Source organism: Hymenobacter tibetensis (genome assembly GCF_022827545.1).
GTDB lineage: Bacteria > Bacteroidota > Bacteroidia > Cytophagales > Hymenobacteraceae > Hymenobacter > Hymenobacter tibetensis.
Genome location: NZ_CP094669.1, coordinates 3,034,847 through 3,057,748 on the forward strand (window position 1 = coordinate 3,034,847; position 22,902 = coordinate 3,057,748).

Annotated in this window: 19 protein-coding genes; 14 read left to right on the forward strand and 5 right to left on the reverse strand. The window is 56.1% G+C overall.

Translation table 11 applies throughout. From position 1 onward, the window contains the following. Positions 1 to 168 precede the first annotated feature (168 nt). The 4 genes from MTX78_RS12170 (at position 169) to MTX78_RS12185 (ending at position 3,919) form a co-directional block, all read left to right on the forward strand. Positions 169 to 603 carry a hypothetical protein gene (locus tag MTX78_RS12170; RefSeq protein WP_243794272.1) on the forward strand — a complete coding sequence of 145 codons (435 nt, stop codon included), beginning with the start codon at positions 169 to 171 and terminating at the stop codon, positions 601 to 603. A gap of 1,266 nt (positions 604 to 1,869) precedes the next feature. Next, positions 1,870 to 2,640, forward strand: a complete 771-nt coding sequence (locus MTX78_RS12175; protein WP_243794274.1) for an outer membrane beta-barrel protein — start codon at positions 1,870 to 1,872, stop codon at positions 2,638 to 2,640. Positions 2,641 to 2,767: 127 nt separating this feature from the next. Then, positions 2,768 to 3,325 carry a GNAT family N-acetyltransferase gene (locus tag MTX78_RS12180; RefSeq protein WP_243794276.1) on the forward strand — a complete coding sequence of 186 codons (558 nt, stop codon included), beginning with the start codon at positions 2,768 to 2,770 and terminating at the stop codon, positions 3,323 to 3,325. A 123-nt stretch (positions 3,326 to 3,448) separates the two neighbouring features. Then, on the forward strand, positions 3,449 to 3,919 hold the full coding sequence (locus MTX78_RS12185) for a hypothetical protein (protein WP_243794279.1): 471 nt from the start codon (positions 3,449 to 3,451) through the stop codon (positions 3,917 to 3,919). Between the two features lie 1,054 nt (positions 3,920 to 4,973). Here the strand turns inward: MTX78_RS12185 and MTX78_RS12190 are convergent. Beyond that, positions 4,974 to 7,163 (reverse strand): glutamine synthetase III family protein, encoded by a 2,190-nt coding sequence (locus MTX78_RS12190; protein ID WP_243794281.1) that lies wholly within the window; start codon positions 7,161 to 7,163, stop codon positions 4,974 to 4,976. Positions 7,164 to 7,477: 314 nt separating this feature from the next. Between MTX78_RS12190 and MTX78_RS12195 the strand changes: the two genes are divergently transcribed. The 4 genes from MTX78_RS12195 (at position 7,478) to mtaB (ending at position 12,539) form a co-directional block, all read left to right on the forward strand. Beyond that, positions 7,478 to 9,337, forward strand: a complete 1,860-nt coding sequence (locus MTX78_RS12195) for an LTA synthase family protein (protein WP_243794284.1) — start codon at positions 7,478 to 7,480, stop codon at positions 9,335 to 9,337. Positions 9,338 to 9,646: 309 nt separating this feature from the next. After that, positions 9,647 to 10,681 (forward strand): glycoside hydrolase family protein, encoded by a 1,035-nt coding sequence (locus tag MTX78_RS12200; RefSeq protein WP_243794291.1) that lies wholly within the window; start codon positions 9,647 to 9,649, stop codon positions 10,679 to 10,681. Positions 10,682 to 10,749: 68 nt separating this feature from the next. Next, positions 10,750 to 11,127 carry a hypothetical protein gene (locus MTX78_RS12205; RefSeq protein ID WP_243794304.1) on the forward strand — a complete coding sequence of 126 codons (378 nt, stop codon included), beginning with the start codon at positions 10,750 to 10,752 and terminating at the stop codon, positions 11,125 to 11,127. A gap of 71 nt (positions 11,128 to 11,198) precedes the next feature. Next, the gene (gene mtaB, locus MTX78_RS12210) at positions 11,199 to 12,539 is read left to right on the forward strand and encodes a tRNA (N(6)-L-threonylcarbamoyladenosine(37)-C(2))-methylthiotransferase MtaB (RefSeq protein WP_243794306.1); all 1,341 of its coding nucleotides are present in this window, start codon (positions 11,199 to 11,201) and stop codon (positions 12,537 to 12,539) included. Positions 12,540 to 12,644: 105 nt separating this feature from the next. On the opposite strand, the gene MTX78_RS12215 is transcribed toward mtaB, so the two are convergent. The 4 genes from MTX78_RS12215 to MTX78_RS12230 all read right to left on the reverse strand — a co-directional run bounded on the left by MTX78_RS12215 (position 12,645) and on the right by MTX78_RS12230 (position 16,856). Further along, positions 12,645 to 13,100: a hypothetical protein gene (locus tag MTX78_RS12215; protein ID WP_243794308.1), complete on the reverse strand. Its 456-nt coding sequence runs from the start codon at positions 13,098 to 13,100 to the stop codon at positions 12,645 to 12,647. Between the two features lie 460 nt (positions 13,101 to 13,560). Beyond that, entirely contained in the window at positions 13,561 to 14,184 is a 624-nt protein-coding gene (locus MTX78_RS12220; protein WP_243794311.1) for a helix-turn-helix domain-containing protein, read from the reverse strand. 12 nt (positions 14,185 to 14,196) lie between these two features. Then, the gene (locus MTX78_RS12225; protein ID WP_243794313.1) at positions 14,197 to 14,574 is read right to left on the reverse strand and encodes a cupredoxin domain-containing protein; all 378 of its coding nucleotides are present in this window, start codon (positions 14,572 to 14,574) and stop codon (positions 14,197 to 14,199) included. 14 nt (positions 14,575 to 14,588) lie between these two features. Beyond that, on the reverse strand, positions 14,589 to 16,856 hold the full coding sequence (locus MTX78_RS12230) for a heavy metal translocating P-type ATPase (protein WP_243794326.1): 2,268 nt from the start codon (positions 16,854 to 16,856) through the stop codon (positions 14,589 to 14,591). A gap of 380 nt (positions 16,857 to 17,236) precedes the next feature. On the opposite strand from MTX78_RS12230, the gene MTX78_RS12235 reads away from it, so the two are divergent. The 6 genes from MTX78_RS12235 (at position 17,237) to MTX78_RS12260 (ending at position 22,875) form a co-directional block, all read left to right on the forward strand. Next, the gene (locus MTX78_RS12235) at positions 17,237 to 17,710 is read left to right on the forward strand and encodes a hypothetical protein (RefSeq protein WP_243794329.1); all 474 of its coding nucleotides are present in this window, start codon (positions 17,237 to 17,239) and stop codon (positions 17,708 to 17,710) included. Between the two features lie 308 nt (positions 17,711 to 18,018). Next, positions 18,019 to 18,966, forward strand: a complete 948-nt coding sequence (locus MTX78_RS12240) for a heavy metal-binding domain-containing protein (RefSeq protein WP_243794331.1) — start codon at positions 18,019 to 18,021, stop codon at positions 18,964 to 18,966. Between the two features lie 51 nt (positions 18,967 to 19,017). Then, positions 19,018 to 19,737 (forward strand): DUF305 domain-containing protein, encoded by a 720-nt coding sequence (locus MTX78_RS12245; RefSeq protein ID WP_243794333.1) that lies wholly within the window; start codon positions 19,018 to 19,020, stop codon positions 19,735 to 19,737. Between the two features lie 157 nt (positions 19,738 to 19,894). Beyond that, the gene (locus MTX78_RS12250) at positions 19,895 to 21,139 is read left to right on the forward strand and encodes a TolC family protein (protein WP_243794336.1); all 1,245 of its coding nucleotides are present in this window, start codon (positions 19,895 to 19,897) and stop codon (positions 21,137 to 21,139) included. Between the two features lies 1 nt (position 21,140). Next, entirely contained in the window at positions 21,141 to 21,746 is a 606-nt protein-coding gene (locus MTX78_RS12255; protein WP_243794338.1) for a hypothetical protein, read from the forward strand. Continuing rightward, positions 21,730 to 22,875: an efflux RND transporter periplasmic adaptor subunit gene (locus tag MTX78_RS12260; protein ID WP_243794341.1), complete on the forward strand. Its 1,146-nt coding sequence runs from the start codon at positions 21,730 to 21,732 to the stop codon at positions 22,873 to 22,875. Before MTX78_RS12255 ends, MTX78_RS12260 begins: the two co-directional genes overlap by 17 nt. Positions 22,876 to 22,902 lie beyond the last annotated feature (27 nt).

Here is a 22,902-nt window from a genome sequence, read left to right on the forward strand (position 1 = left end):
CAAATTCGGGGGCGAACTACAACAACTAAGCCGTCGCCTCTTCTTTTGCTCATCCTTCTTGGGTAGCTGCTAGCTTGTAGCCTGAAGAGACGTTTTTTTGCCGCACCCAGTGCAACTTTTTCTCGAGGCTGAGGCTCTCACTAGTACACCCTCAATCTCGTCTTTGCCATGAAAAAAGTACTCTTGCTTTCCCTCTCTCTGGCTTCGCTCGTCTCTTGCCAAAAAGAAGACTCGGCAGAATTTAAAGTCGGTGCTTACCCCCAAACGTGGCAGTTGGTCAAATCCACGTCATCCTGGACGAACACCGTCGTGACGGGAGCTAACCTGCCTTACCAAGAAAAGTACGTCTTCCAGGCTGACAGCACCTTCACCAAAACGCGCCAGGAAGGGGATCAGACCACGGAGGCTAGCGGCACGTTTTCTGTGCGCACCTTTTCGGATGGTCAGTATGCGACCCTCACCTATCCCGAGGCCAGCAACCTCATTGGCTCTTGCACCACCATATCGTTGAAAGAGCACCTCGCTCTCAAATCCAATGATACTATTCGGAATACGTGGGAAGCCTGTGATGGTCCTCGACTCGAATATAAGAGAGTGAACTAGGATTACGCGTGGCACAAGCGGCTGGGTAAAATACATGGTGAAACAAGCGCCGAACAACGTTAAACGAGGCTTGAACAGTTCTTATTCATTACCCTATTCATACCGATTCCTAGCGTGACCACAAAAAAGGCCCTAGCGCATTGCTAAGGGCTTTTTTATTCTTTGTGCGGCAGATTGCGGGGCAGTTTTTGTTGAATGCTGTCACTTCGTATAACCTCAGTGGCTGTTGCAAAAGCCTGGCACGCAGAAAAAGGCTACGTAAACAGCCGATTTCTGCCCACTGAACAGCTAATACTCTTTTATTTCTAGGCCACGATGTAGGAGTAGTGACTTTTGCAACAGCCACGTTAGATATTGGACTAGCCCTGAAAGAGTGGCGGTTTGAATGTTGCTTAAGTTAGAGACTAATTACATCATTTTATAAATACTACATTCCGGGTGGATCCATGGGGTAATAAGCCATGAAGAAGAACCCAAGAAGGGCCACTAACATTACAAGGCCGATGAGCAGCGTAAGCCCCAGTAAAAGTATTGAGCCAATAGTCCAAGAACTGTGTCTATATAGGCGATAGCATAACACTAGACTAGCTACACTATAAAGCCCGATCGGTGTAACAAGGAAGAACAGAAAGTCTCGTTCCAGCATCTATAATGAATCAGACGTGCGCTTCTTGATAAGATACGACTCGCTGGCTCTGGGTTTATTAACCGTCCTACATACGCATTCCTGTAATACGTTCTAACACGATGAAGATAGCAGCTTAAGCCCGTAACGGTTGTTGAACGGTCTTCCAGTAGGTCCTCCTACCTGTTTGCCATTTTACAAAGTGTCTATATATAATGTCATGTTCATATGGCTACTAAAACCGCTGTCCTAGTTGACCTTCTTATACGTTTCGTACTCCTAGTCGAAATCGAATAATTGCTGCACCACCTGTTGCTCACTTGTCCATCCGCTCATTCTGCCGGCGTTGCTCTTCGAGCAGTTACTGCAGCAATTGCACCGACTGGCCCAAACTGGTTACTCCAACCCTCGACATAGCCGCGCAGGCGTTTGTTCTCCAGCCACTCCTCGACCTGTATTCCTTTGGGGGTAGGCGCGCATTCACTCCGGAATCATGTACTCGCTCTCATGCACGAGGCCTGCAACAGCGAAGCCTTCCTAATCCAGCAGCTTACCGTTGCCCGACACCGTCAACCGGTTCAAGTCCAACCAACATCGAATTCGGTGGTATCTCTAGGACTTGGATAATAGTCAGCTACCAGATGAGTTTCAGTTCAGCCAGATACATCAGACTATCCTCTATATTTCATTTATCTTGTTTTCCATCTTACCTATCTCTTCTATCGTATCCCGTGCACATCACATTGCTATGCTGCTTGGCAGCCTGTATAGTCCCGCTAGCCAGCCAAGCGCAGGACATTGCTCCTACCACTTACCACCCCTTCTATGTAGGAGTGGGAGCTAATCTGGGCTCTTATTATCTAAGGTGGGGAGGAGGGTATATCCGCGAGCCTTTTAGCTTCTCCCCGTCCCTGGCTGTTGGCATTGCAATAAAACCTGACTGGGCGCTGCAGGCAAGAGTTACGGCGTACGAACAGAGCCGTAGCAGCAACTACTCCTATGTTGGCAGCGGCCTTGACCCCAGAAAAGGAAAAACAACATATGTTGCCACCACCTACCGTAACCGAATTGTAGTGGTGCCTCTGCTCCTGCGCTCTACCTTGACGCGGGATGTAACGCGGCGCTTACAAGTGGATGTGCTGCTGGGCGTTACGTTAATCAGCACTAGAATACGTAGTTCTGGAGTATCAAAAGACAGCGTCGATACTGTAATCTTATCCTCTAGTGAGAACTCTTCTGCCTTGAATAAACCCCTAACCTTTGGAGCGGGCCTGCGCTACAAGCTAACCTCAAACGTAGAACTAGCCACTGAAGTGCTATCCAGTCTTCATTATGCTTTTCTCGGTTTTCAGCCGAACGCCAATATGCAATTGGAGTTGCGTTACCGTTTCGGCCCCTTAAAGAAAAGTTAGACTACCCGCAGGTTACTATAGTCGGGTGTGGTATTGATAACGTCCGTATCGCAGCTGAGTAGGTGCAAGTTCACGTTGTCGGTGAAGTGGGTAACATAAGCAGAGAGCATTTTACTATTTTGCTTCTATGAAGCTTCCCCTAAGCCTGCGGGCTACTCCAGTTTCCGTAGTACCACTACTGGAAACGCCTGACTTGCTACTCCGAGGTCCCCACCCCAACGACTTGGCCGATGCCGTGACCATGCACGCTGAGCCTGCCTTTTACCGCTTCCTAGGCAACAAGCCCCACTCCCACGAGGAGGTATGGCGCCGTCTACTGGGTCAGCTCGGTCACTGGGCCATGCTGGGGTATGGTTCGTGGGCTATTGAAGAGAAGATCACCGGCCGCTATATCGGCACTATTGGGTTCTTCGACTTTCAGCGTGAACTCACGCCCTCCATCAGCGGCACGCCCGAGGCCGGCTGGGTGCTGACGCCACGCGTGCACGGCAAAGGATACGCTAGTCAGGCATTGCAAGCTGCACTGCATTGGGCTGATACGCACCTTGGCGCCGAGCGCATCACGTGCATTATCGACCCAGGTAACGCGGCCTCTCTGCGCCTAGCTGGCAAATTCAACTTCCAGGAAGTTGCCCGTACCACCTACCATAATGATCCAATAGTCTTGCTGGAGCGACGCCGTTGAGTTCACCTAGGTAAGCCTTGGCAGGTTGCTATAGCCGGGGAGAATGCAACCTTGCGCGGCCCCTGTGACTCCTACCTCCAACAACTTGTGTTACGACCTATTCCACGCTTTTACTCCAACCACATGAATCGCATTATCCGCTTGACCCTATTCGTGCTTAGCCCCCTGCTTTGCTGCTTCCAATGCGAAAAGGAGTCACCTTATGTAGCATGTGCCCCGGAAGAAATACAAGCCGTGACCACCCAGGAAATAGCCCCCGTTCACTTCACTCCGCAAGCCAATACACGACTAGAGACCAGGGCTTTTCAGGTAAATTCTCTAGCGGAACTAACTGCTATTGTTCCGGCCGACCAATTACAAGGGCTGAACATTGATTTCGCTCTTTATACGCTGGTTGGGGGCGTGTCCCACCGCTCGGGCGGGATCAGCGTGACCTCGCAACAGGTAACGCAGGACTGTCGGGATGGGTACACGTATTCTGCTCGCTTAGCAGACAGTCCTACGTTAAGCCCAACCAATCTCTTATTCGGAGTCCTGATTCCGAAGCTGCCGAAAGGAACCATGATTTCGTACGAGCTCCAAGCTTACGAATAATCAGTTGCTGAACACCTAATAAAAGGGCCCTCGTGCGGATTGCACAGGGCCTTTTTATTAGGTGCTTTAAGACCAGCATTACACGACGAGTAGGCCACTGTAGTCGATACTGGCGTTGATGACGTCAGTGCCACAGGAGAGCATATGTAGGTCCAGGTTGTCTGTGAACTGGATGTATGGTGCGCCGGAAAGTTCTTGTTACGCTCACTAACCTTCACTTTCATAATACGGCCTTTATTATCCTGGCTTACCGGAGCCAGCAGCATGTCTTGTACCACATCCTTGCAGTTCACCTTGTTGAAGAGCATCCTCAACAGCTCAGGGTCCCGCTCGGCCAGCAGAGCCTGGGCGAGCTGATAGCGTGTAGAGTGGTCAGGGATACGCCCCAGGGCAAAGAGACGCAAACGCCAGCCCCCGAGCCCGCAGGCCCCATACGAACTGCTCGTTGAGGGTATAAGCACTATCCGGCTATCGGGCATTACCATTCCTCATCACTAAGAAACTCCACTTCCTTTTTCAGGTGAGGCGCATAGTAGCGACAGAACTCATCCAAGAGGTCGTCGATTGAGGCGGGATACTTGACGTAGAGCCCCTTTAGGAATCCGTATTCGCGCTTGTCCACGTGGGGCTATCGGCAGGAGTTCTTCAGGAATCTGATACTCAGGGAGGCCGAAGCCGATGAGCGCCACTAGATGCTCTAAGTTCATCACGCGGCCGATGCACACGTTGTTGCGCATAGTGGTAGTCGCCTCGTAAACCGCGCGCATGGCGGTATCGATGGCGCTAATGGGCAGGTCCTATCCCGAAATTTCAGCGCTTTGCTGCTCCCAAGGTGTACGTAGGATGATACCTTGACGGCCTCGGAAATGCGCGCCTAGGTTCTGTAACCTAGCGTGGCTTAATAGAAAAGGCCTTCTGCGTATTGCAGAAGGCCTTTTTACTAGGACCTAAAATTCAGGCAACAAAAAAAGCCGCCCCCACCCGGAAACGGCTTTTTTGAAATCGATGCGCGGAGAAAATTCCCACCCAACTCCGGCCCGATTCTGACCCTAGTTTAGTGCCGGAACAAAAGTTCGCGGTACTTTACCAGGGGCCAGTCCTCATCGGCCACCAGCAACTCCAGCTTGTCGGCGGAGCGGCGAATGGTGTCGAAATGTGCTCTGACGTTGTCGCAATAGGCTAGTGCCCGTTCGCGGGTATCGTCAATCTTGTTGGCTACTTTACGAGCATTTACCATCTCATCCACAGTGGTTTTAATGATGGTAATGTGACGCGAAATAGTTTTGATAGTATCTACGGTTACCTGTGAATCGGCATCGTCGAGTCCTAGTTCGCGCAGGCCCCGTACGTTGTTGATTAACTTGGTTTGGTAGGCTACCGCAGTAGGAATGATGTGGTTTATGGCCAAATCACCCATTACGCGGCTTTCAATTTGAATCTTCTTGATGTACTCCTCCAGCAGAATTTCGTGCCGAGCGTGGAGCTCAACGTGCGAGAAGATGTGGTGGCGCTCGAACAAAGATAATGCTTCTTCCGTTACCAGCGCATCTAATGCTTGTGGAGTTGTGGGTACATTGGCCAGACCCCGCTTGGCGGCCTCTTCTTTCCACTCGTCAGAGTAGCCGTTTCCTTCAAAACGGATGTTCTTCGAGCTGATCACGTACTCCCGCAGCACCTCTACAATAGCTACCTCTTTTTTCTTGCCTTGCTCGATGAGCCTGTCAACTGACGTTTTGAAGTCGATCAGTTGCTCTGCTACAATGGCATTAAGCGTCGTCATGGCCGACGAGCAGTTTGCCGATGATCCTACGGCACGCAGCTCGAACTTGTTGCCGGTGAAGGCGAAAGGCGATGTACGGTTACGGTCGGTATTGTCTAGCAGGATGGCTGGAATCTTGTCGATACCAAGCTTCAAGTAGATATTGTCACCTTTGTCGAGCGGCAGTTTCGCTGTGCGCTCCAACTCGTCTAGTACCGAATCCAGCATAGAGCCCACAAACACCGACATGATAGCTGGAGGTGCTTCGTTGGCGCCAAGGCGGTGGTCATTGGAGGCGGAGGCAATGCTAGAACGCAGCAAGTCACCGTAGGTATGCACAGCCTTGATTGTGCTGATGAAAAACGCCAGGAACTGGAGGTTTTCTTTGGGCCGGCGACCAGGGGCGAGCAAATTCACACCCGTATCGGTGCTCATTGCCCAGTTGTTGTGCTTGCCCGAGCCGTTCACACCGGCGAATGGCTTTTCGTGTAGCAGCGCCCGGAAGTTGTGGCGGTCAGCCGTCCGCTCCATGATATCCATCAGGAGTTGGTTGTGGTCGACAGCTAGATTGGCGTCTTCGAAGGTAGGCGCGCACTCGAACTGGTGCGGAGCTACTTCGTTATGACGGGTACGCAACGGAATACCTAGCTTGGTTGACTCTTCTTCGAAGTCCAGCATGAAAGCATGTACCCGAGCTGGAATAGAGCCGAAGTAGTGGTCTTCCAGCTGCTGGCCTTTAGCCGGAGCGTGGCCAAACAGCGTGCGACCGGTCATTACGAGGTCGGGACGAGCTGCGTACAATGCCTTGTCAACTAGGAAGTACTCCTGCTCGATACCCAGCGTGGTGTGCACGCGGTTTACATCTTTATCAAAGTAATGACATACATCAACGGCTGCTCTTTCCAAAGCGGCCAGCGACTTAAGCAATGGCGCTTTGTAGTCTAGGGCTTCGCCGGTGTAGGCCACAAAGATGGTGGGGATACACAGCGTTTTGGCACCAGCCGTTTCAATGATGAAAGCAGGCGAAGTGGGGTCCCAAGCCGTGTAGCCACGCGCCTCGAAGGTGTTGCGAATACCTCCGTTCGGGAACGAAGAGGCATCTGGCTCTTGCTGTACCAGCGCTGAGCCCTTGAAATTCTCGATCGGACGGCCGTCCGAATTCAAGTCAAAGAACGAATCGTGCTTCTCGGCAGTAGCGCCCGTCAGCGGCTGAAACCAGTGGGTGTAGTGCGTCGCACCTTTGGCCATGGCCCAGGTTTTCATGGCTGAAGCCACGGCATCGGCTACACTGTGCTCTACGGGTGAGCTTTGCTTGATGGCGGCTTGCAGTTTCTTGAAATACTCTCCGGGCATTGTAGCCCGCATAGCTTCAAGATTGAAGACGTTTTTACCGAATGTGTCAGAGCGACGCTCTCCATTGCCCTCTATTATCAGCGGTTTACGCTGGTCAACTAACTCGAGTGCTTTGAAGCGAAGAATTGCCATGTAAGGGTGAGAGGGTTAGAATGAGCGTTTTTGATGATGGCAAATGTGAAGCGCATTTTTTGCTTTTCCAAACGCACCCCTCTGAATTATTGAAGTTATTTTTCAAATATGATTAGTTTTTCTGCCCACCCCCCTTTCAAAACAGCTGGACACATAGAATTTTAAGGAAAATTTCAGCGAACAGGGTAAACAGACAATAGCGTGGTCAGCAAGTAAAAGTGAGTCAGTGGTCACTTCATCAAGCTCGACACTTCCACTCCGTTACCGCACGTAGTTCCGCCCAAATGCTGGGTCGTCGGCATTACCTTTGCGGCGTGAAAAACCGATTTGACTTTCAGTGGCGTTATTTCTTGTTCTGGCTAGCCTTCTTTGTGGCAGCCAAGGCGCTATTTCTACTGTATCACTTCTCGAAAACCACATCCTTATCTGGCAGCACTCTTGCGGGCATATTTGCCTATGGGCTACGGCTCGATGCTTCCGCTACAGCTTACTTAAGTGTTGTGCCGTTTGTGGTTTTCATACTAGGTAGCCTGTTAGGCCGGCGCTTTCCGTTTGCGTTTCTGGTTAAGGGCTACACTGCCGTGGTGGGTCTGCTGGTGGCGTTGCTGAGCGTAGCCGACTTGGAACTCTACCGAGTTTGGGGGTTTCGGTTGGATGCTACGCCACTGCAATATTTGGATTCTCCCACTGAAATGGCCGCCTCGGCGGGCAGCGCGCCGGTAATGCAGCTTGGGCTATGCTTACTTGGGCTGGCGGCGGCTGGCATCGTGCTATACAACAAGATAATAGGAAAAATACCCGCCCTCCCTAGCCACATTGGCCGGGGCCGGGCAGCGCTGGCCGGTCTGTTGTATACTGCGTTGCTGGTGGTACCCTTGCGAGGGGGCTTGCAGCAGATTCCCATCAACCAGAGCGACGTATACTTTTCTTCTATCCTGTTTGCCAACCACGCCGCCGTAAACCTACCCTGGAACGTAGCCAATTCCTGGCGCTTGCGCGATACCAACACCAGCCGCTACCAGTTCCTACCCGATTCCACTGCTACCCGCCTAGTACAACCGCTGTACACCTACATCAGTCCGGCCTCTGATTCGGCCACCCATGCGCTGCTACGCAGTCCTCGGCCCAACGTGCTGTTTGTTATCCTGGAAAGCTTCACTTCCAAGTTGATAGGGAGTGTAGGCGGCGAAGTTGGCGTAACACCCAACCTGGACAGCCTCGCTCGCACAGGGGTGGTGTTCAACAATATAGTTGCGGCCGGCGACCGGAGCCAGAAGGGCCTGGTGGCATTGCTCTCAGGCTTCCCGAACCAGCCGAATAACAGCATCATAAAGTACCCTCGCAAAACGGAACGGTTGGCGCATCTGTGTCAGTCGTTGAAACCGGCCGGGTATCACTCCTCCTACTACTACGGCGGCGAACTGGCCTTTGCCAATATGAAGAGCTACCTCGTAACGGCCGGCTACGAACGGTTTACGGAGCGGGGCGATTTTCCTAAAAGCCAGCAAAACTCGAAATGGGGTGCCCACGACCATATCCTGTTCGAGCGGGTACTGCAAGATTTCAAAACCCAACAACAGCCCTTCTTCAGCACCATTTTCACGCTGAGTAGCCACGAACCCTTCGAGATACCCATTCCAAGCAAGTTTCCGGGTTCCGATGAAACGGCGCTTTTCCGCAATTCAGTTTACTACACCGATTGGGCCTTGGGCCGCTTTCTACAGGAGGCCCGCCGCCAGCCCTGGTATGATAATACGTTGCTCGTGTTGGCAGCCGACCACGGCCATGGGCTGCCGGGCGGCAATTCGGTGGAAGACCCCGCTAAATTCCGCATTCCGTTGATATTGGCGGGCGGAGCGCTACGCCCAGAAGCGCGCGGCCGCGTGATAACCGCATTAGGCTCCCAAACCGATGTGGCGGCCACTCTCTTGGCGCAGTTGCAACTACCCGCCACCGCCTACCGCTGGAGCCGCGACCTGCTCCGCCCGGTAGCTCAGCCTTCGGCGTTCTACTGTTACACCGATGGTTTTGGCTTCTTCACGCCAAAGGGTGTTGTTATTTTCGATAACGTTTCTCGCCGCGAAATGAGCCGGGGTGCCGGCGTAACCGACGCGCAGCTTCAGCAAGGCCAAGCGTACGAGCAGTTGACGTACTCAGACTATTTGGCGAAGTAGCTCTTGGCTGAGGCTTACGGCGTTGTCTGCATCCAAGGCGTGTTGCAAAGTTCTTTACGTAGGCTGGTTGCTGCTAGCAGACCACCCGTAGCCGGGCACGCGCTTCTAGCTTAGGAGTGGCTGCGACAAGTCAGCCGGGGGCTTCTAGTTTCAACGCACTATCACCGGCAGTTGTAATAAAGCTTGAAAGCAGAGCCGTATCGCAGGAGAGCACAGGATAGAGGCTTCCCCTAAAAGCAAGTTCTTTCCAGCACTGGGCCGCAGTGACCTATCCATGCTAACCTAGTTTACCCGTCAATATAAGTGGAGATGCTTTTTCGCCTACGCTGTTTGCTGTTTCTGATTTTAATTTCTATTGCCACGCAGGCACAACAAAAACCTGCTGGCAAGCTAGCCCCCAAGCCCTTGTTTCGGGACCCTATCTTTGATGGTGCCGCCGATCCGGTTCTTATCTGGAATAAGAAGGAGAAGAAATGGTTTATGTTTTATACCAACCGCCGGGCCACCGACACCACGGCCACCGGGGTAACGTGGGTGCACGGCACGCGCATCGGTATTGCCGAATCGGCGGACGGCGGCGCCACCTGGCGTTACCGCGACACGGCGAACATCAACTACCGGCCTACCTCGCAGTACACGCACTGGGCCCCCGATGTGGTGGAAGCCAACGGCACTTACCATATGTTTCTGACCTATGTGCCCGGCATTTTCACCGATTGGAATCACCCGCGCAGTATCCTGCACCTTACCAGCCCAGATTTGCTGAATTGGAAATACGAATCGAGCTTGGCGCTAACTACCGACAAAGTAATTGATGCCAGCGTGTACCGCCTACCCGACGGCACCTGGCGCATGTGGTACAACAACGAGCGGGACGGCAAGAGCATTTATTACGCCGATAGCCCAGACCTCTACAACTGGCAAGACAAAGGCAAAGCGCTAACCGAGCGGGGCGAAGGCCCCAAGGTATTTCAGTGGCAGGGCCGCTACTGGATGATTATTGACAAATGGAAAGGCTTGGGCGTGTACAGCTCCACGGACCTAAAGCAGTGGCAGCCCCAGCCCGGACGCCTCCTCGAACTTCCTGGGCAGGGGCCGTTTGACCAAGCTATTGGCGGCCATCCGGATGTAGTCGTGCAGGGCGACCGGGCCTATTTATTCTATTTCACTCATCCAGGCCGCACCCAAACCGCTGCCGCCGCTACGGGCGGGCTGGATGCCAAGCGGAGCTTGATTCAGGTGGTGGAGCTACACTACCAAGGCGGCAAGCTCACTGCTGACCGCGACCAGCCAACGTACTTGAAGCTGGCTCCAACAGCTTCCAACAAGCGCATTCAACACTAGCAACGCAAGGAGTACTTGATAGCATACCCAAACCGGTAGTAAATTGGAAACGCTTAGCGTTTCTATTCATGACCGAGTTGCTCTTTGTTTATAATGCCGACAGCGGATTGCTGAACGCCGCCGTGGACTTCTTCCATAAAACCCTCTCGCCGGCCACCTACACTTGCTCGTTGTGCGCCACAACGTACGGCCCCCGCGGGATGCGCCCCGACTGGAAGGAATTTGTAGCGCAGTTGCCGGTGCAGTCCACGTTTATGCACCGCGACGAACTGCGCAAAAAACACCCGGAGTTGATTCAACACAAGCTGCCCGCCGCGTTCCGCCGGGATAATGGCGGCTCGTGGCGCCTATTTCTGACAAGTTACGAACTAGACCACAGCAACCTGCCTGCCCTGATGCAACTAGTCCGTGCGCAGCTGTCTGCTCCTACTAGCCCAGCTAAGTAGCGCAACTTCACGCGCAACTAACTATTGCTCGTAGCGCTGTTGTATCTTTGCGGTCTTGTTCGTGAAAATCCGTGGAAACCAGAAAAGTTGCCTTTTATACGTTGGGCTGTAAGCTCAACTTCTCGGAAACGTCGGCCATTGGTCGGCAGTTTGAGGAGCACGGCTTCGAAAAAGTAGCCTTCGAAGACGCGGCCGACATTTACGTCATCAATACCTGCTCGGTCACCGACCACGCCGACCGGAAGTGCCGGAAGGTGGTGAAGGAAGCGCTGAAGCACAATCCGGAAGCCTTCGTGACGGTGGTGGGCTGCTATGCGCAGCTGAAGCCTCAGGAAATTGCCAGCATCCCGGGGGTGCATGCCGTGCTGGGCGCCGCCGAAAAGTTTCAGTTGGTAGAGACGCTGGCGGGCTTCCGCAAGCCGGAGGCGGGCTCGCCGGGCCGGGTGTACGCCTCCCCTATTTCAGCAGCCACTGAATTCCACGCCGCCCACTCCTTCGGCGACCGGACCCGCACCTTCCTGAAGGTGCAGGATGGCTGCGACTACTCCTGCTCGTTTTGCACCATACCGTTGGCCCGCGGCAACAGCCGCTCCGACTCGGTGCAGAGTGTGGTAGAGCGGGTGCAAAAGTTAGCCGAAACCGGGGTCAAGGAAATCGTGCTGACGGGCGTGAACCTGGGCGACTTTGGCTTGCAGGGGCCGGAACGGGAGCGGAAAGAAAACTTCTACGACTTGGTGCAGGCTCTGGACGAGGTGGAAGGCATTGAGCGGTTTCGTATCAGCAGCTGTGAGCCCAATTTACTGTCGGATGAGATTATCCGGTTTGTGGCGCGTTCCAAGCGTTTTATGCCGCATTTCCACATTCCCTTGCAGTCAGGCTCCAACAAGATTTTGGGACTGATGCGCCGCCGCTACCGCCGCGAACTGTACGTGGAGCGGGTGCGCTTAATCAAAGAAGTGATGCCGCACGCCTGCATTGGGGTGGATGTAATAGTGGGTTTTCCGGGCGAGACTGAAGCTGACTTCTTGGAAACCTATGCGTTTCTGAACGAGCTGGACGTAAGCTACCTGCACGTCTTCCCGTACTCCGAGCGCGAAAACACGCTAGCCCCCACCCTGCCTGGCCGCGTGCAGGACCGTCACCGTCATGAGCGTACCACTCAGCTGCGTAGCCTCTCGGAGAAGAAGAAGCGCCATTTCTACGAACAGCAAATAGGCCTTGCAACAGCCGTGCTTTTCGAAGACGACGTGACCAACGGCCAGATGGAAGGCTTCACGCCGAATTACATCCGCGTGACGGCCAAGTATGACCCACTGCTGGTGGGCGAGTTGAAGCGCTTGCGCCTGACAGCTGTGAACCCGCAGAACCTAATGGAAGCCGAAGAGCTAGGCATAGAAGTGTTTCAGCACTAGCGTGAGTTAGCGGGCCGCATTGTGCCTGGCTATACAGTCAAAAGCCCCGGCGCCACAGGAGTGGCGCCGGGGCTTTCTTATTGTCTAACGCTCATTAATAGTGTGCTACCTTGGCGACAACTGCCGCTGCATAAGGTCTAGCATTTGCTGCATGAGGCGCTGCTGTTCTTGCAAATGCTGATTGCGCAGCTCAGCCATAGCAAGCTGATGCGCCATTTGCTGGGTGTAGAGAGCCGGCTGCCACGCGGCTTCAGCAGGAACGGAAGCAGCTACCGGAGCCGGTGGTGGTGTAGATGCTGCTGGTAAAGCCACTTCGGGAGTAGGAACAACGGATACAGAAGCAGGAACCGTGGCCTCAGGAGCGGCAGGCGTGGCGGGTTCTTGCAGTGTTGCCGGAGAGCTGGTTATGGGTGCCTGGCTGCTGGGCGCAGAAACTGGTTCGGTATCTCTACTCTCGGCAGCAGCTCCTGCTGCGTCCGGCACGGGCACGGGACTTTTCGCTTTGGCAGAGCTAGCAGTAACGGGGGCGGCTGTGGGCAGGGAAGTATCTGAAAGTATCATAGGCCCAGCGCCTAACATAAGCCAGTCTCTTGATACATTTGGATATACTTTAAACACAGAACTCAAAAGGTCAAACCCGGGCTTATTACGTTCATCAACAAGGTGTTGGATTACAGTAGCAGTTTTGCCTATCGAAGACGCAAAGGCATTTTTCGATATTCCCAAATGAGAAATAAGCTGAACAAATCGCTGGCCGATGGTTTCAGATTCAATCATATACAAATGTTGTTAACTACGCAAATGTATATAAAACATTCCAACAACCACCATTGCTTGCGCGCGCAGCTTTTTACTTCTCTATGCCCTCGCCAATCCAAGCAGAGGCAAAAGATTGACAAACCAAGCGGAACATCACCAGATTTATGCGCCAACCCCAGTAGCTCATTGCTCTCATAGTGCCCACCGCTCGCGTCATCGTAATTGAAGCTGAAGGCTCCTCTCCTCCTTCCGAGCGAGCTTGTTAAATTAGCGCATCTAGGCTGCGACGGGCGTGGCTAGCCGGGCCCAGCTTTTGAAATTCCGTGGGGGTTAGGCCGGTTACCTGCCGGAACTGCCGCGACAAATGGGCCGGACTGCTGTAGCTTAGCTGCTGCGCAATTTCAGTCATGCTCAGCTCGTCGTAGCCAATCAATTCTTTCGCTCGTTCCACTTTCTGCCGGATGATGAACTTCTCGATGGTCAGGCCTTCGTGGGTGGAGAATAGGTGCGAGAGGTAGTGATAGTCGCGGCCTAGCTGCTCGGACAAGTACGCCGAATAGTTGAGGAGGCGTGGCCCGGGCGGCGGGTAGTGAATAAGCGCCACGACCAAGGTTTTGATGCGCTCAACCAGCTGCTCTTGCGGGTCAACGAGCAAGGCAAAGCCCTGCTTCTGCAAGCTGCCCGCTATGCTTTCCAAATCCGGCGGCGCCCCATTAGGGCTGGAAACGTCGGCCTCACCCAAGGCCACGCGGTGCACCTGCAAGCCCAGCGTGGCTAGCTCCTCTCCCACCACCCGAACGCACTGCGGGCACACCATGTTTTTTATCAGCAGCCGGTGAGTTCCGGGTGGGGGCAGGATGTGCGCAGCACTCAAGTCGTTTTTCATTGGACGCCAGTTTTATTTCACTACTAAGCTACCGCGCAGCATGCCCATACCGCAGGTGAAAGCATACGTGCCGACTTTTTCGGGCAGTAGTTCCACCAGCGTCGTTTTGAAGGCCGGCAGTTCGCGGCGGACGCTGAAGTCGGGAAACAGCACTTCCTCGGAGCAGCTATTTTCTTCGTCGCGGTAGAAGTGTAGCTGCACGGGCTTGCCACACTCCACCTCTATGACGTCGGGCGTGTAGCCGCCTTTCACATTGATGGCCACTTCTTGCACGCCACCGGAAGAGGAGACGGCGCTAACCACTTGCCGAGTGGAAAAGAAGAAGTACCAGACCACAAAGGCTGCCAACGCGAGGCCCGCCAGGGTAACGATAATTTCGGGAGCATCCATAGCGGTGAGGGTGATTAGCGGTGAGAAAACGAACGCAGACGCAGCGAGTTGGTAAGCACCGACACCGAGCTTAACGCCATGGCTCCGGCTGCCAGCATGGGCGAAAGTAGGATGCCGAAGAACGGATACAGCAGCCCAGCGGCCACGGGAATGCCCAGCGTGTTGTAGATAAAAGCGAAAAACAGGTTTTGCTTGATGGTACGAATCGTTTGGCGCGACAGCTCAATGGCCGTAACTACCCCGCTCAGATCAGAGCGCATCAGGGTGATGCCGGCGGCTTCCATGGCGACGTCGGTACCAGCGCCCATGGCTAACCCGATATCGGCCTGGGCCAGCGCGGGTGCATCGTTGATACCGTCGCCGACCATGGCGACGGTGCGACCCTCGGCTTGCAGCTCTTTCACTTTGCTGGCTTTGTCTTGGGGCAGCACCTCCGCGAAGTAGCGCTTAATCCCGACCTGGCCGGCCACCTGGGCGGCAGTTTGCGGGTTGTCGCCGGTCATCATGACCACTTCAATACCCATGGCTTGCAACCGCTGGATGGCCGCCGCAGAGCTTTCGCGCACCGTATCGGCCACCCCTATCAGACCGGCGGCCTGACCTTCGGTAGCCACGTAAAGCACGGTTTTAGCTTGCGCCAACAACTGTTGCGCCTGCTGTTCTAGCGCTGGCGTTAGGCGCACGCCGGCTTCGTTCAGCAAGCGCAAGTTGCCAACAAGTACAGCTTGCCCGCTAATGGTAGCAACCGCTCCTTTGCCTTCCACCGCCCGGAACGCAGTAGCTGGCAGAGCGGCCACTTGCTGGGTCTCAGCATAACGCACTACGGCTTCCGCCAGCGGGTGCTCCGATTGACGCTCAACGGCTGCTACCAGTTCTAGTAGCGCAGTGGCATCCTGACCGGCCGCGGGCACGAAATCCGTTACGGCTGGCTCGCCACGGGTGATGGTGCCGGTTTTGTCTAGCAGCACCGTGTTCACCTGATGCGCCTTTTCCAAGGCTTCCGCATTCCGAATTAACACGCCGTGCTCGGCTCCCTTGCCGGTAGCTACCATGATAGCCGTGGGCGTGGCCAGACCAAGCGCACACGGACAGGCAATGATGAGTACGGCCACGAAATTGACCAGCGCCAACGGCAAGCGCGCCTCCACTGGCGCCAAATCGAACCAAACCACGAACGTCAGGATAGCAATAACTACCACCGTGGGCACGAAGATGGCGCTTACCTTGTCGGCCAGGCGTTGGATGGGGGCGCGGCTACCTTGGGCGTCCTCTACCAGCTTCACAATCTGGGCAAGCATGGTATCGGCCCCCACTTTGGTGACTTGAAAACGAAAGGAACCCGTTTTATTGAGGGTGGCTCCGAACACCGCGTCGCCGGGTTTCTTGTCCACGGGCAGGCTCTCCCCCGTGAGCATGGCCTCGTCTACGGCCGAGTGCCCTTCCGTAACGAGGCCATCGGTGGCTACTTTCTCGCCGGGGCGCACCACTATCAGGTCGCCTAGCTGTACCTGTTCGATGGGCACATCCACTTCCTGACCGCCGGGGCGCACGACGCAGGCTGTTTTGGCCTGCAACCCTATTAGCGCCCGGATAGCGGCCGAAGTCTGGGTCTTAGCCCGCAGCTCCAGCACTTTACCCAGCAGAATCAGGGCAATAATGGTGGCGGTGGTGTCATAATACACTTCGGGCATGATGCCGCGGCGCATAAAGAAACCAGGCACGATGGTGGCCGCGAGGCTATACAGAAAAGCTGCGCCAGTGCCTACCGCAATAAGCGTGTCCATGTTGGCGGCCCGGTGCTTGAAGCCATTCCAGGCCGAGCTATAAAACTCCCGGCCGCTGTAGAACAGCACGGGCAGGGTAAGCAGCAACAAGCTGTAGTTGAGCCACTGCATGTTGACCTGTTGCATCAGCGCGGGCCACAGCATCAGCATGCTCAGCGGCATAATCAGGAGGGCCAAGCCCGCGGCCACCCAGAAGCGCTGCTTGAGCTTCAGATAGGCCAGGGCTTTCTGACGGTCGATTTCTGCGTTGCGCTCGGCCGCGCTAGTATCGGGAACACGCTCTATCACGCCATAACCGGCGTTTACCACGGCTTCTTTTAGGGAAGTGGGGCTGGCTTGCGTAGGTACATAGTCTATAGTGGCTTTTTCGGTGGCGAAATTGACCACGGCCCGTTGTACGCCGGGGGTGCGGGTCAACGATTTTTCCACGAAGGCCGCGCACGAAGCGCAGGTCATGCCTTCAATATCGAGGGTTTCGGTTTTCGTAGTAGGTTCCATGATGGGATAGCAACAAAGTAGAGTTCCGGCACCTACTCCTATGATAAATCGGGGCGCGGAATTACACTACAAAGGAACGGCTGGCTGGGGCACGAGTTGGTACGGAATCTTTCGGAAATCTTGCATAATTAGCACGCCAGCTACCAGCCAGCAGCTTATAAAATACTGCCGCTAGCTGGCATAATTTTGCGCTTCCCGATGCGCAAAAACTAGTCGCAGCTACTCAGAAACCGACGTTAAAGTGATAATCAGTGCGGTTTTCCAGTATACTTCCAGACAGGCACCCCGCGTTGGAAACTCTTTCTTTGAAAACTTAGTAGAGGCTGTAGCTCTTCTATTTCTTTGGAGAAGCCTACTTTTGCGCCTACTTACCGCACACCATGTTTCGTAGTCTGTTCCTTTTCCGACGCTTGCTGGCGACGTCCTTCCTGGTCGTCTTCGTCAACGTGTTCGTGGGACAGTGCTGGTGTGCGAGCCTAGCTTCGGCTGCTACGCCTTCAGGGGCCGTGGCCAAGTCGGTAGCGCCAACGAAGAGCGCCCATGCGGGGTGCCATGGCATGGCTTCCAAGAAAGCGCAGCACAAAGCCCGGCACGCGCAGAAGCCCTGCCACTCGACCCGGAAGCATGACTGCTGCAAAGACAAGTCGGCATCCCTGCTCTCGTCGCTGACGGCACCCGCGGGGAAGCACCTCTTCACTCCGGCCCCGGCCTTGCTGCCGGCTGGCACCGAGTTCTTTTTCCGGCCCGCAACGGGCCATTGGGACCGTACGGGCGTGGTTATGCTGGTGCTCCGCGAGCATCTGCCGCCCAAAATCCCGGACATTCGCATTTTTATTCAGTCCCTGACGGTCTGATGGTTATCACGCGCTGAGGCTCGCCCCGGCATAGCTGTGCTATGTCTGGGGTGGGCCTTTGCTTTTGCGTGTCCGCTTGGCGCCTTGGTCGCGCCTCCCCCACTTTTCCTGGTTTTCTCTTTCCACGAAGCAGGTCAGTTGGCGACGCCGCTGGTTGGTTTCCGCACCTAGTTGCTGTGGGCTCTGCTACGCACTTCGCGTGGGTTAGCTGGCGTGCCAGCCTTGTACCCAGACTTGCTAGCGCCACGCGCAGCAAAGTGCTAGGCGGCTGCACGCTTCCTTGGATATTCATTCCCCACTTCTGTTTTATGTACCGCATTTCCGTTTTCGTGCTGGCCCTTGCCAGCTTGTTTGCCACCGCTAGCTGCTCCTCGGATTCCGCTTCGAGCAGCGCCACCAACACCGTCACGACGCCCACCGAAGGGCCCGCTGAGGGCACCGCCGACCACGCCGGAGGCCACATTTACTCCTGCCCCATGCACCCCGAAGTGACCAGCACCAAAGCCGGTGACAAGTGCCCCAAGTGCGGCATGAACCTGGAGCATACCGACAAAGTCCTGAACGGCAAGTCGTATAGCATGAAGCTGGTGCCCACCCCTACGCAGCTCACCGCAGGCCAACCCGCCACGCTGGCATTCACACCCCAAGAAACCGGCAACGAAGCCGCGCCGGTGCCGCTGGCTGTGGTGCACGAAAAGAAAATCCACCTCATCATCGTCAGCAAAGACCTCGGGCAGTTCTACCATGAGCACCCCGAGTACACTGCCCAAGGCGACTACAAGGTGCAATACACCTTCCCAAAAGGCGGCGAGTACGTGCTGTTTCAGGATTACACGCCGGCTGGCGCTGGCCATCAGTTAGGCCGCCAGCCCATCACGGTAAAGGGCACGGCCTACACGCCCGTCAAGTTCAAGAACGACGACATGCAGTGGGACCAGGACGGCTACCAGGCCACCCTCTCGTTCGATAAAGCCCTGACCGTAGGCCAGCCGCTGGGCATGAAAATCAACATCACTAAGGGCGGGCAACCCGTTACCGACCTCGACAACTACCTCGGCGCCTTAGGTCACGTGGTGGTCATCAGCGAAGACACCGAGCAGTACCTGCACGTGCACCCCAACGAGCAGGCCGACAAGGGCCCTAGTATCGGCTTCAACACCAATTTCGAGAAGCCCGGTCTCTACCGCGTGTTCCTGCAGTTCAACCACGGTGGCAAGATTCACACCGGCGACTTCACTATCAACGTGAAGGCCTAGCCAGCCGGCGCAACGCCTTCCCTCTTTCACCTCTACTTCCTCGCAATTCCAATGAAAGCCTTGTCTTTTATCCTCGCTGCCCTTAGCTCAGGCGGGCTGCTGCTTGCCAGTTGCAACAACGAAAAAGCACCTGCTACCACTGCCACAAGTGAAGTACCTGCCGCCGATACCGCAGCTTCCGGCACCATGGCTGGCATGGACCACTCGGCTATGAGCCACGGCGCGGCGGCTAGTACCTCGCCCCTAGTGGCTTCTATGAACGAGATGATGGCCAAGATGGAGGCTGTCAAGATGATGGGCAACACCGACCACGATTTTGCCCACCATATGCTCGAACACCACCGGGGCGCGGTGGCCATGGCCGATATCGAGCTGCGCGACGGCAAGGATGCCACTATGCGCCAAATGGCCTCAACGATAAAAGCCAATCAGCAACAGGAAATTGGGGCGCTGGAAGCCGTAGCTACCCGCCTTGACAACGCCCCCACCAACTACAATCCTCAGAACCCCAACGACCCGTTCACGGCCCAGATGAAAGCCTCCATGGACGACATGATGAAGAACATGCCCACTACAGTAGCGGACCCCGACATGAACTTCAACATGCTCATGACCGTGCACCACCAGAGTGCCGTGGACATGGCTCAGGCAGAGCTAGTGCACGGCCGCGACACCAAGCTCAAGGCTATGGCCCTGAAGATGGTGGAGGAACAGCAGAAAGAAATCAGTGCTTTCAAAGCCTGGCACGCCCAAAACGCGTCGAAGATGTAAGCCGAGGAGTTCCCGCGGCAGCATCTGTGGCGGGAGCTTACGTGAAAGGCGCAGGCGGCATTCCCTGTTGTTGGATGTGGCAGCTCCGAGCCAGCCGCACCGTAGAACGGCAGCCACCACGGGTGGCGAACCGGTAGCGAATTACTAAACTGAGTGTATGAAGGACCTTGAAATACAAGGATTTGGTAGGGTATGGTTTCTCGTGCTGGCACTCCTCGGAGCCACGCTGGCACCTGTACGGGCGCAAACCACCGTTCGCCTGGACAGTGCCGAAGCCCAGGCGTTGCGGCGGCACCCGCGCCTACGACAGTCCGACCAGGAACTAGCCGAGCAACGCGCCCTCAAGCGGGGCTCGTTTGCGCCTGCCAATCCGGACTTCCTGTTTTCGGCTCCTACGGGGGAGCGGTGGGCCCCGGGCGTAGTACAAACCATCGACCTGCCCAACGTGTATCGGCGGCAGGCCCAGGTGGCACAGGCCGGTATCACGCTGGCCGAGCGCAACCGCGAGGTAAGCCGTGCCAGCGTCCTGCGCGACACGCGGTTAGCGTATTTGAGTTTGCAATTCACCGAAGCGCAAGTGCGCCAACTCGCCTACCAGGATAGCCTCTACCAAGCGTTGCGGCTAGCCACGGAGCGGCTGTTTGCGGCCGGCGAAGTCACCTCCCTGCAGCGCATCAGCACCGACGCGGAAGCCCGCCAGATTACGGTGCAGCGGCAACAAGCTGTAGCCGACCAGCAAGCCGCTCAGCGCCGACTGGGCCTGCTACTGGGTACGCCCACCGCGGGCCTGGTCACCAGCACCGATCTGCGCCAGACGGGCCCTGTGCTGGCTCAAACCGGGGCCGCGCTGCTGGGCAGCCTTCCGGCCGAGGACAGCAGCGCCCTGGTACGCAGCCCAGCTTTGGCCTACGCCACTCAGAATGTGGAGCTTAGCCAGTCCGGCATTAGCTTGGTGCGGGCCCGGCGCACCCCAGCCCTCACGGTGGGCTACCAGAACCAGGCCTACGAAAACTCGGTGGTGAAGTACCGCTTTCAGTTTGGGGTATCGTTGCCCATTTGGTTTTGGACCTACCGCTCGCAGCTGCAAGCGGCTACGGCCCGCTCGGAAGCCGCTGGCTACCAGCTGCAAACCCAGCGGCTGGAGCTAAGCACCCAGTACCAGCAGGCGCTGGCCGACACGCGCAAATTCTCGTCTTCGCTTACTTACTACGAGCAGACGGGAGTGCCCCAGGCCGCGGCCATTATCAGCCAATCCCAACGGCTGTTTCGGGCCGGGGAAATCAGCTACCTGGTGTTGATTCAGAGTTTGAACCAGGCCTTTACCATCCAGAATACCTACCTGACCACCATCCGCGACTATCGGCAGGCCCTGGTGGAACTTAACTACCTGCGGGGCGAATAATATGAAACAGCTCGTAATGCTACTGCTGGGCTTGCTGCTCGCCGGCAACGCCCACGCCCACGGCGGCGAAGACCACGGTGCCGGGGCCCAAGCCGCCACTCCGGCGGGGGCCACCTCTTTCTCGGTGGCGGCGCTATCCGAACAGTTCGAAGTGCTTTTGCGCTACGAGCCGCTAACCGCCGGCCAACCCGCCGACCTGCGCCTGTTCGTTTCAGACTACGCCACCAACGCGCCCATCAAAGGCGCCAAGCTGACCTTAACCAACCCGGAAGACGCCACCCTTAAATGGGCAGTAATTGAGCAGGAACCGGGCATGTATCTGGCGGAAGGCGAGTTTCCAGTGAACAAGCCCTACAGCTTCGCCCTCAACATAATAGCCGGCGAAAAGGCCGATTTACTGCTACTGGAAGGCATCAAGGTGGGCGAAAAGCTGCCGGTAGCGGCCACTCCGCCCACTGCTCCCTCTGTGTTTTCCTGGAAAATACTGCTGGCCCTGGTAGGCGCTTTTGCTCTTGGCATGGCCCTTACCGCCCTGTTGCTGTGGCGCCGACGCCCTCAGCCGCCCGTTTCCACGCCTACTCCTCTTGTGTATGAAAAGCAAGCATAAATTCCTAGCGGCTACGGCCGCGGCCGGGCTGGTGCTGGCGGTGTTGCTGCCGCCCCCGGCCCCGGTATTGGGCCACGACGGTGAAGACCACAGCGGCCAAGCGCAAGCCAACACCGGGCAGGCCCTCGCCAACGAGGTGGTGCTGCCCAAGGAAAGCCAGTTTCTATTTGAAGTGCGCACCAGTCTGGCCAGCTACTCGAACACCTACAGCCGCGCCACACTTTACGGCACCGTATCAGCAGCGGCAGGCGGCGAAGGCCGTATTGTGGTGCCTCAAACCGGCCGCCTTGTTCGCTTGGCCGCCCGGGTCGGGCAGCCGGTACGGGCCGGGCAGACCCTGGCCGTTCTCGAGCAAACCCTGGATGCCACCCAGCAAATCGGCCTCAGCACCGAGCGGGCCAACGCTCAGGCCGAGCTGCGGGCCGCTCAGCAAGACTATGCCCGCCTGCAAAGCATTGCCGACATTGCCGCCCACAAAGATGTAGTAGCCGCCGAGCTTCGCCTGCGCCAAGCCCGCCAGAATGCGGCCATCCTCAACGGGCAGGCCCAACAGCGGCGCGTCAGCATCACGTCGCCCATTAGCGGCACCGTAGACGTGTTCAGTTTGGCGGTGGGCCAGCAGGTCAATCAGGGCGAGGAGCTGTTCCGCGTGCTTAATCCCGGCAAGCTGCGGGTGGAAGCCCAGGTATTCACCCAAGACCTGGCGAAAATCACCCCCGATGCGCAGTTTCAAGTGGAGGGGTTGCAGGGCCAGGCGGGCGTACCGGCGCGGTTGGTGGTATTCAGCAATGCCATCAACCCCGTCAACCAAGCCCGCCAGCTGGTTTTGGAGTTGGATGGCACCGCCGGCAGCGCCTACCGCGCGGGCCAGGCGGTGAACGTGCAGGTGGTAGGCCAGAGTGGCGGGGGCCAGAAGCAACTAGTGGTGCCCACCACGGCCCTAACCGACCTGAACGGCAAGCCTGCAGTGTTCGTGCACACCACGCCCGAGCACTTCAACATTCGCTACGTGCAGCCCGGCGCCGTTAGTGGCGAGCAAACGGTGCTGCTACAGGGCGAGGTAAACGAAAACGACCGGGTGGTGACCAACGGCACCTACCAGCTCAAATCCATCTACCTCAACCAATAGCCTCTGCACGGTGCCTTGCTGCCCTTG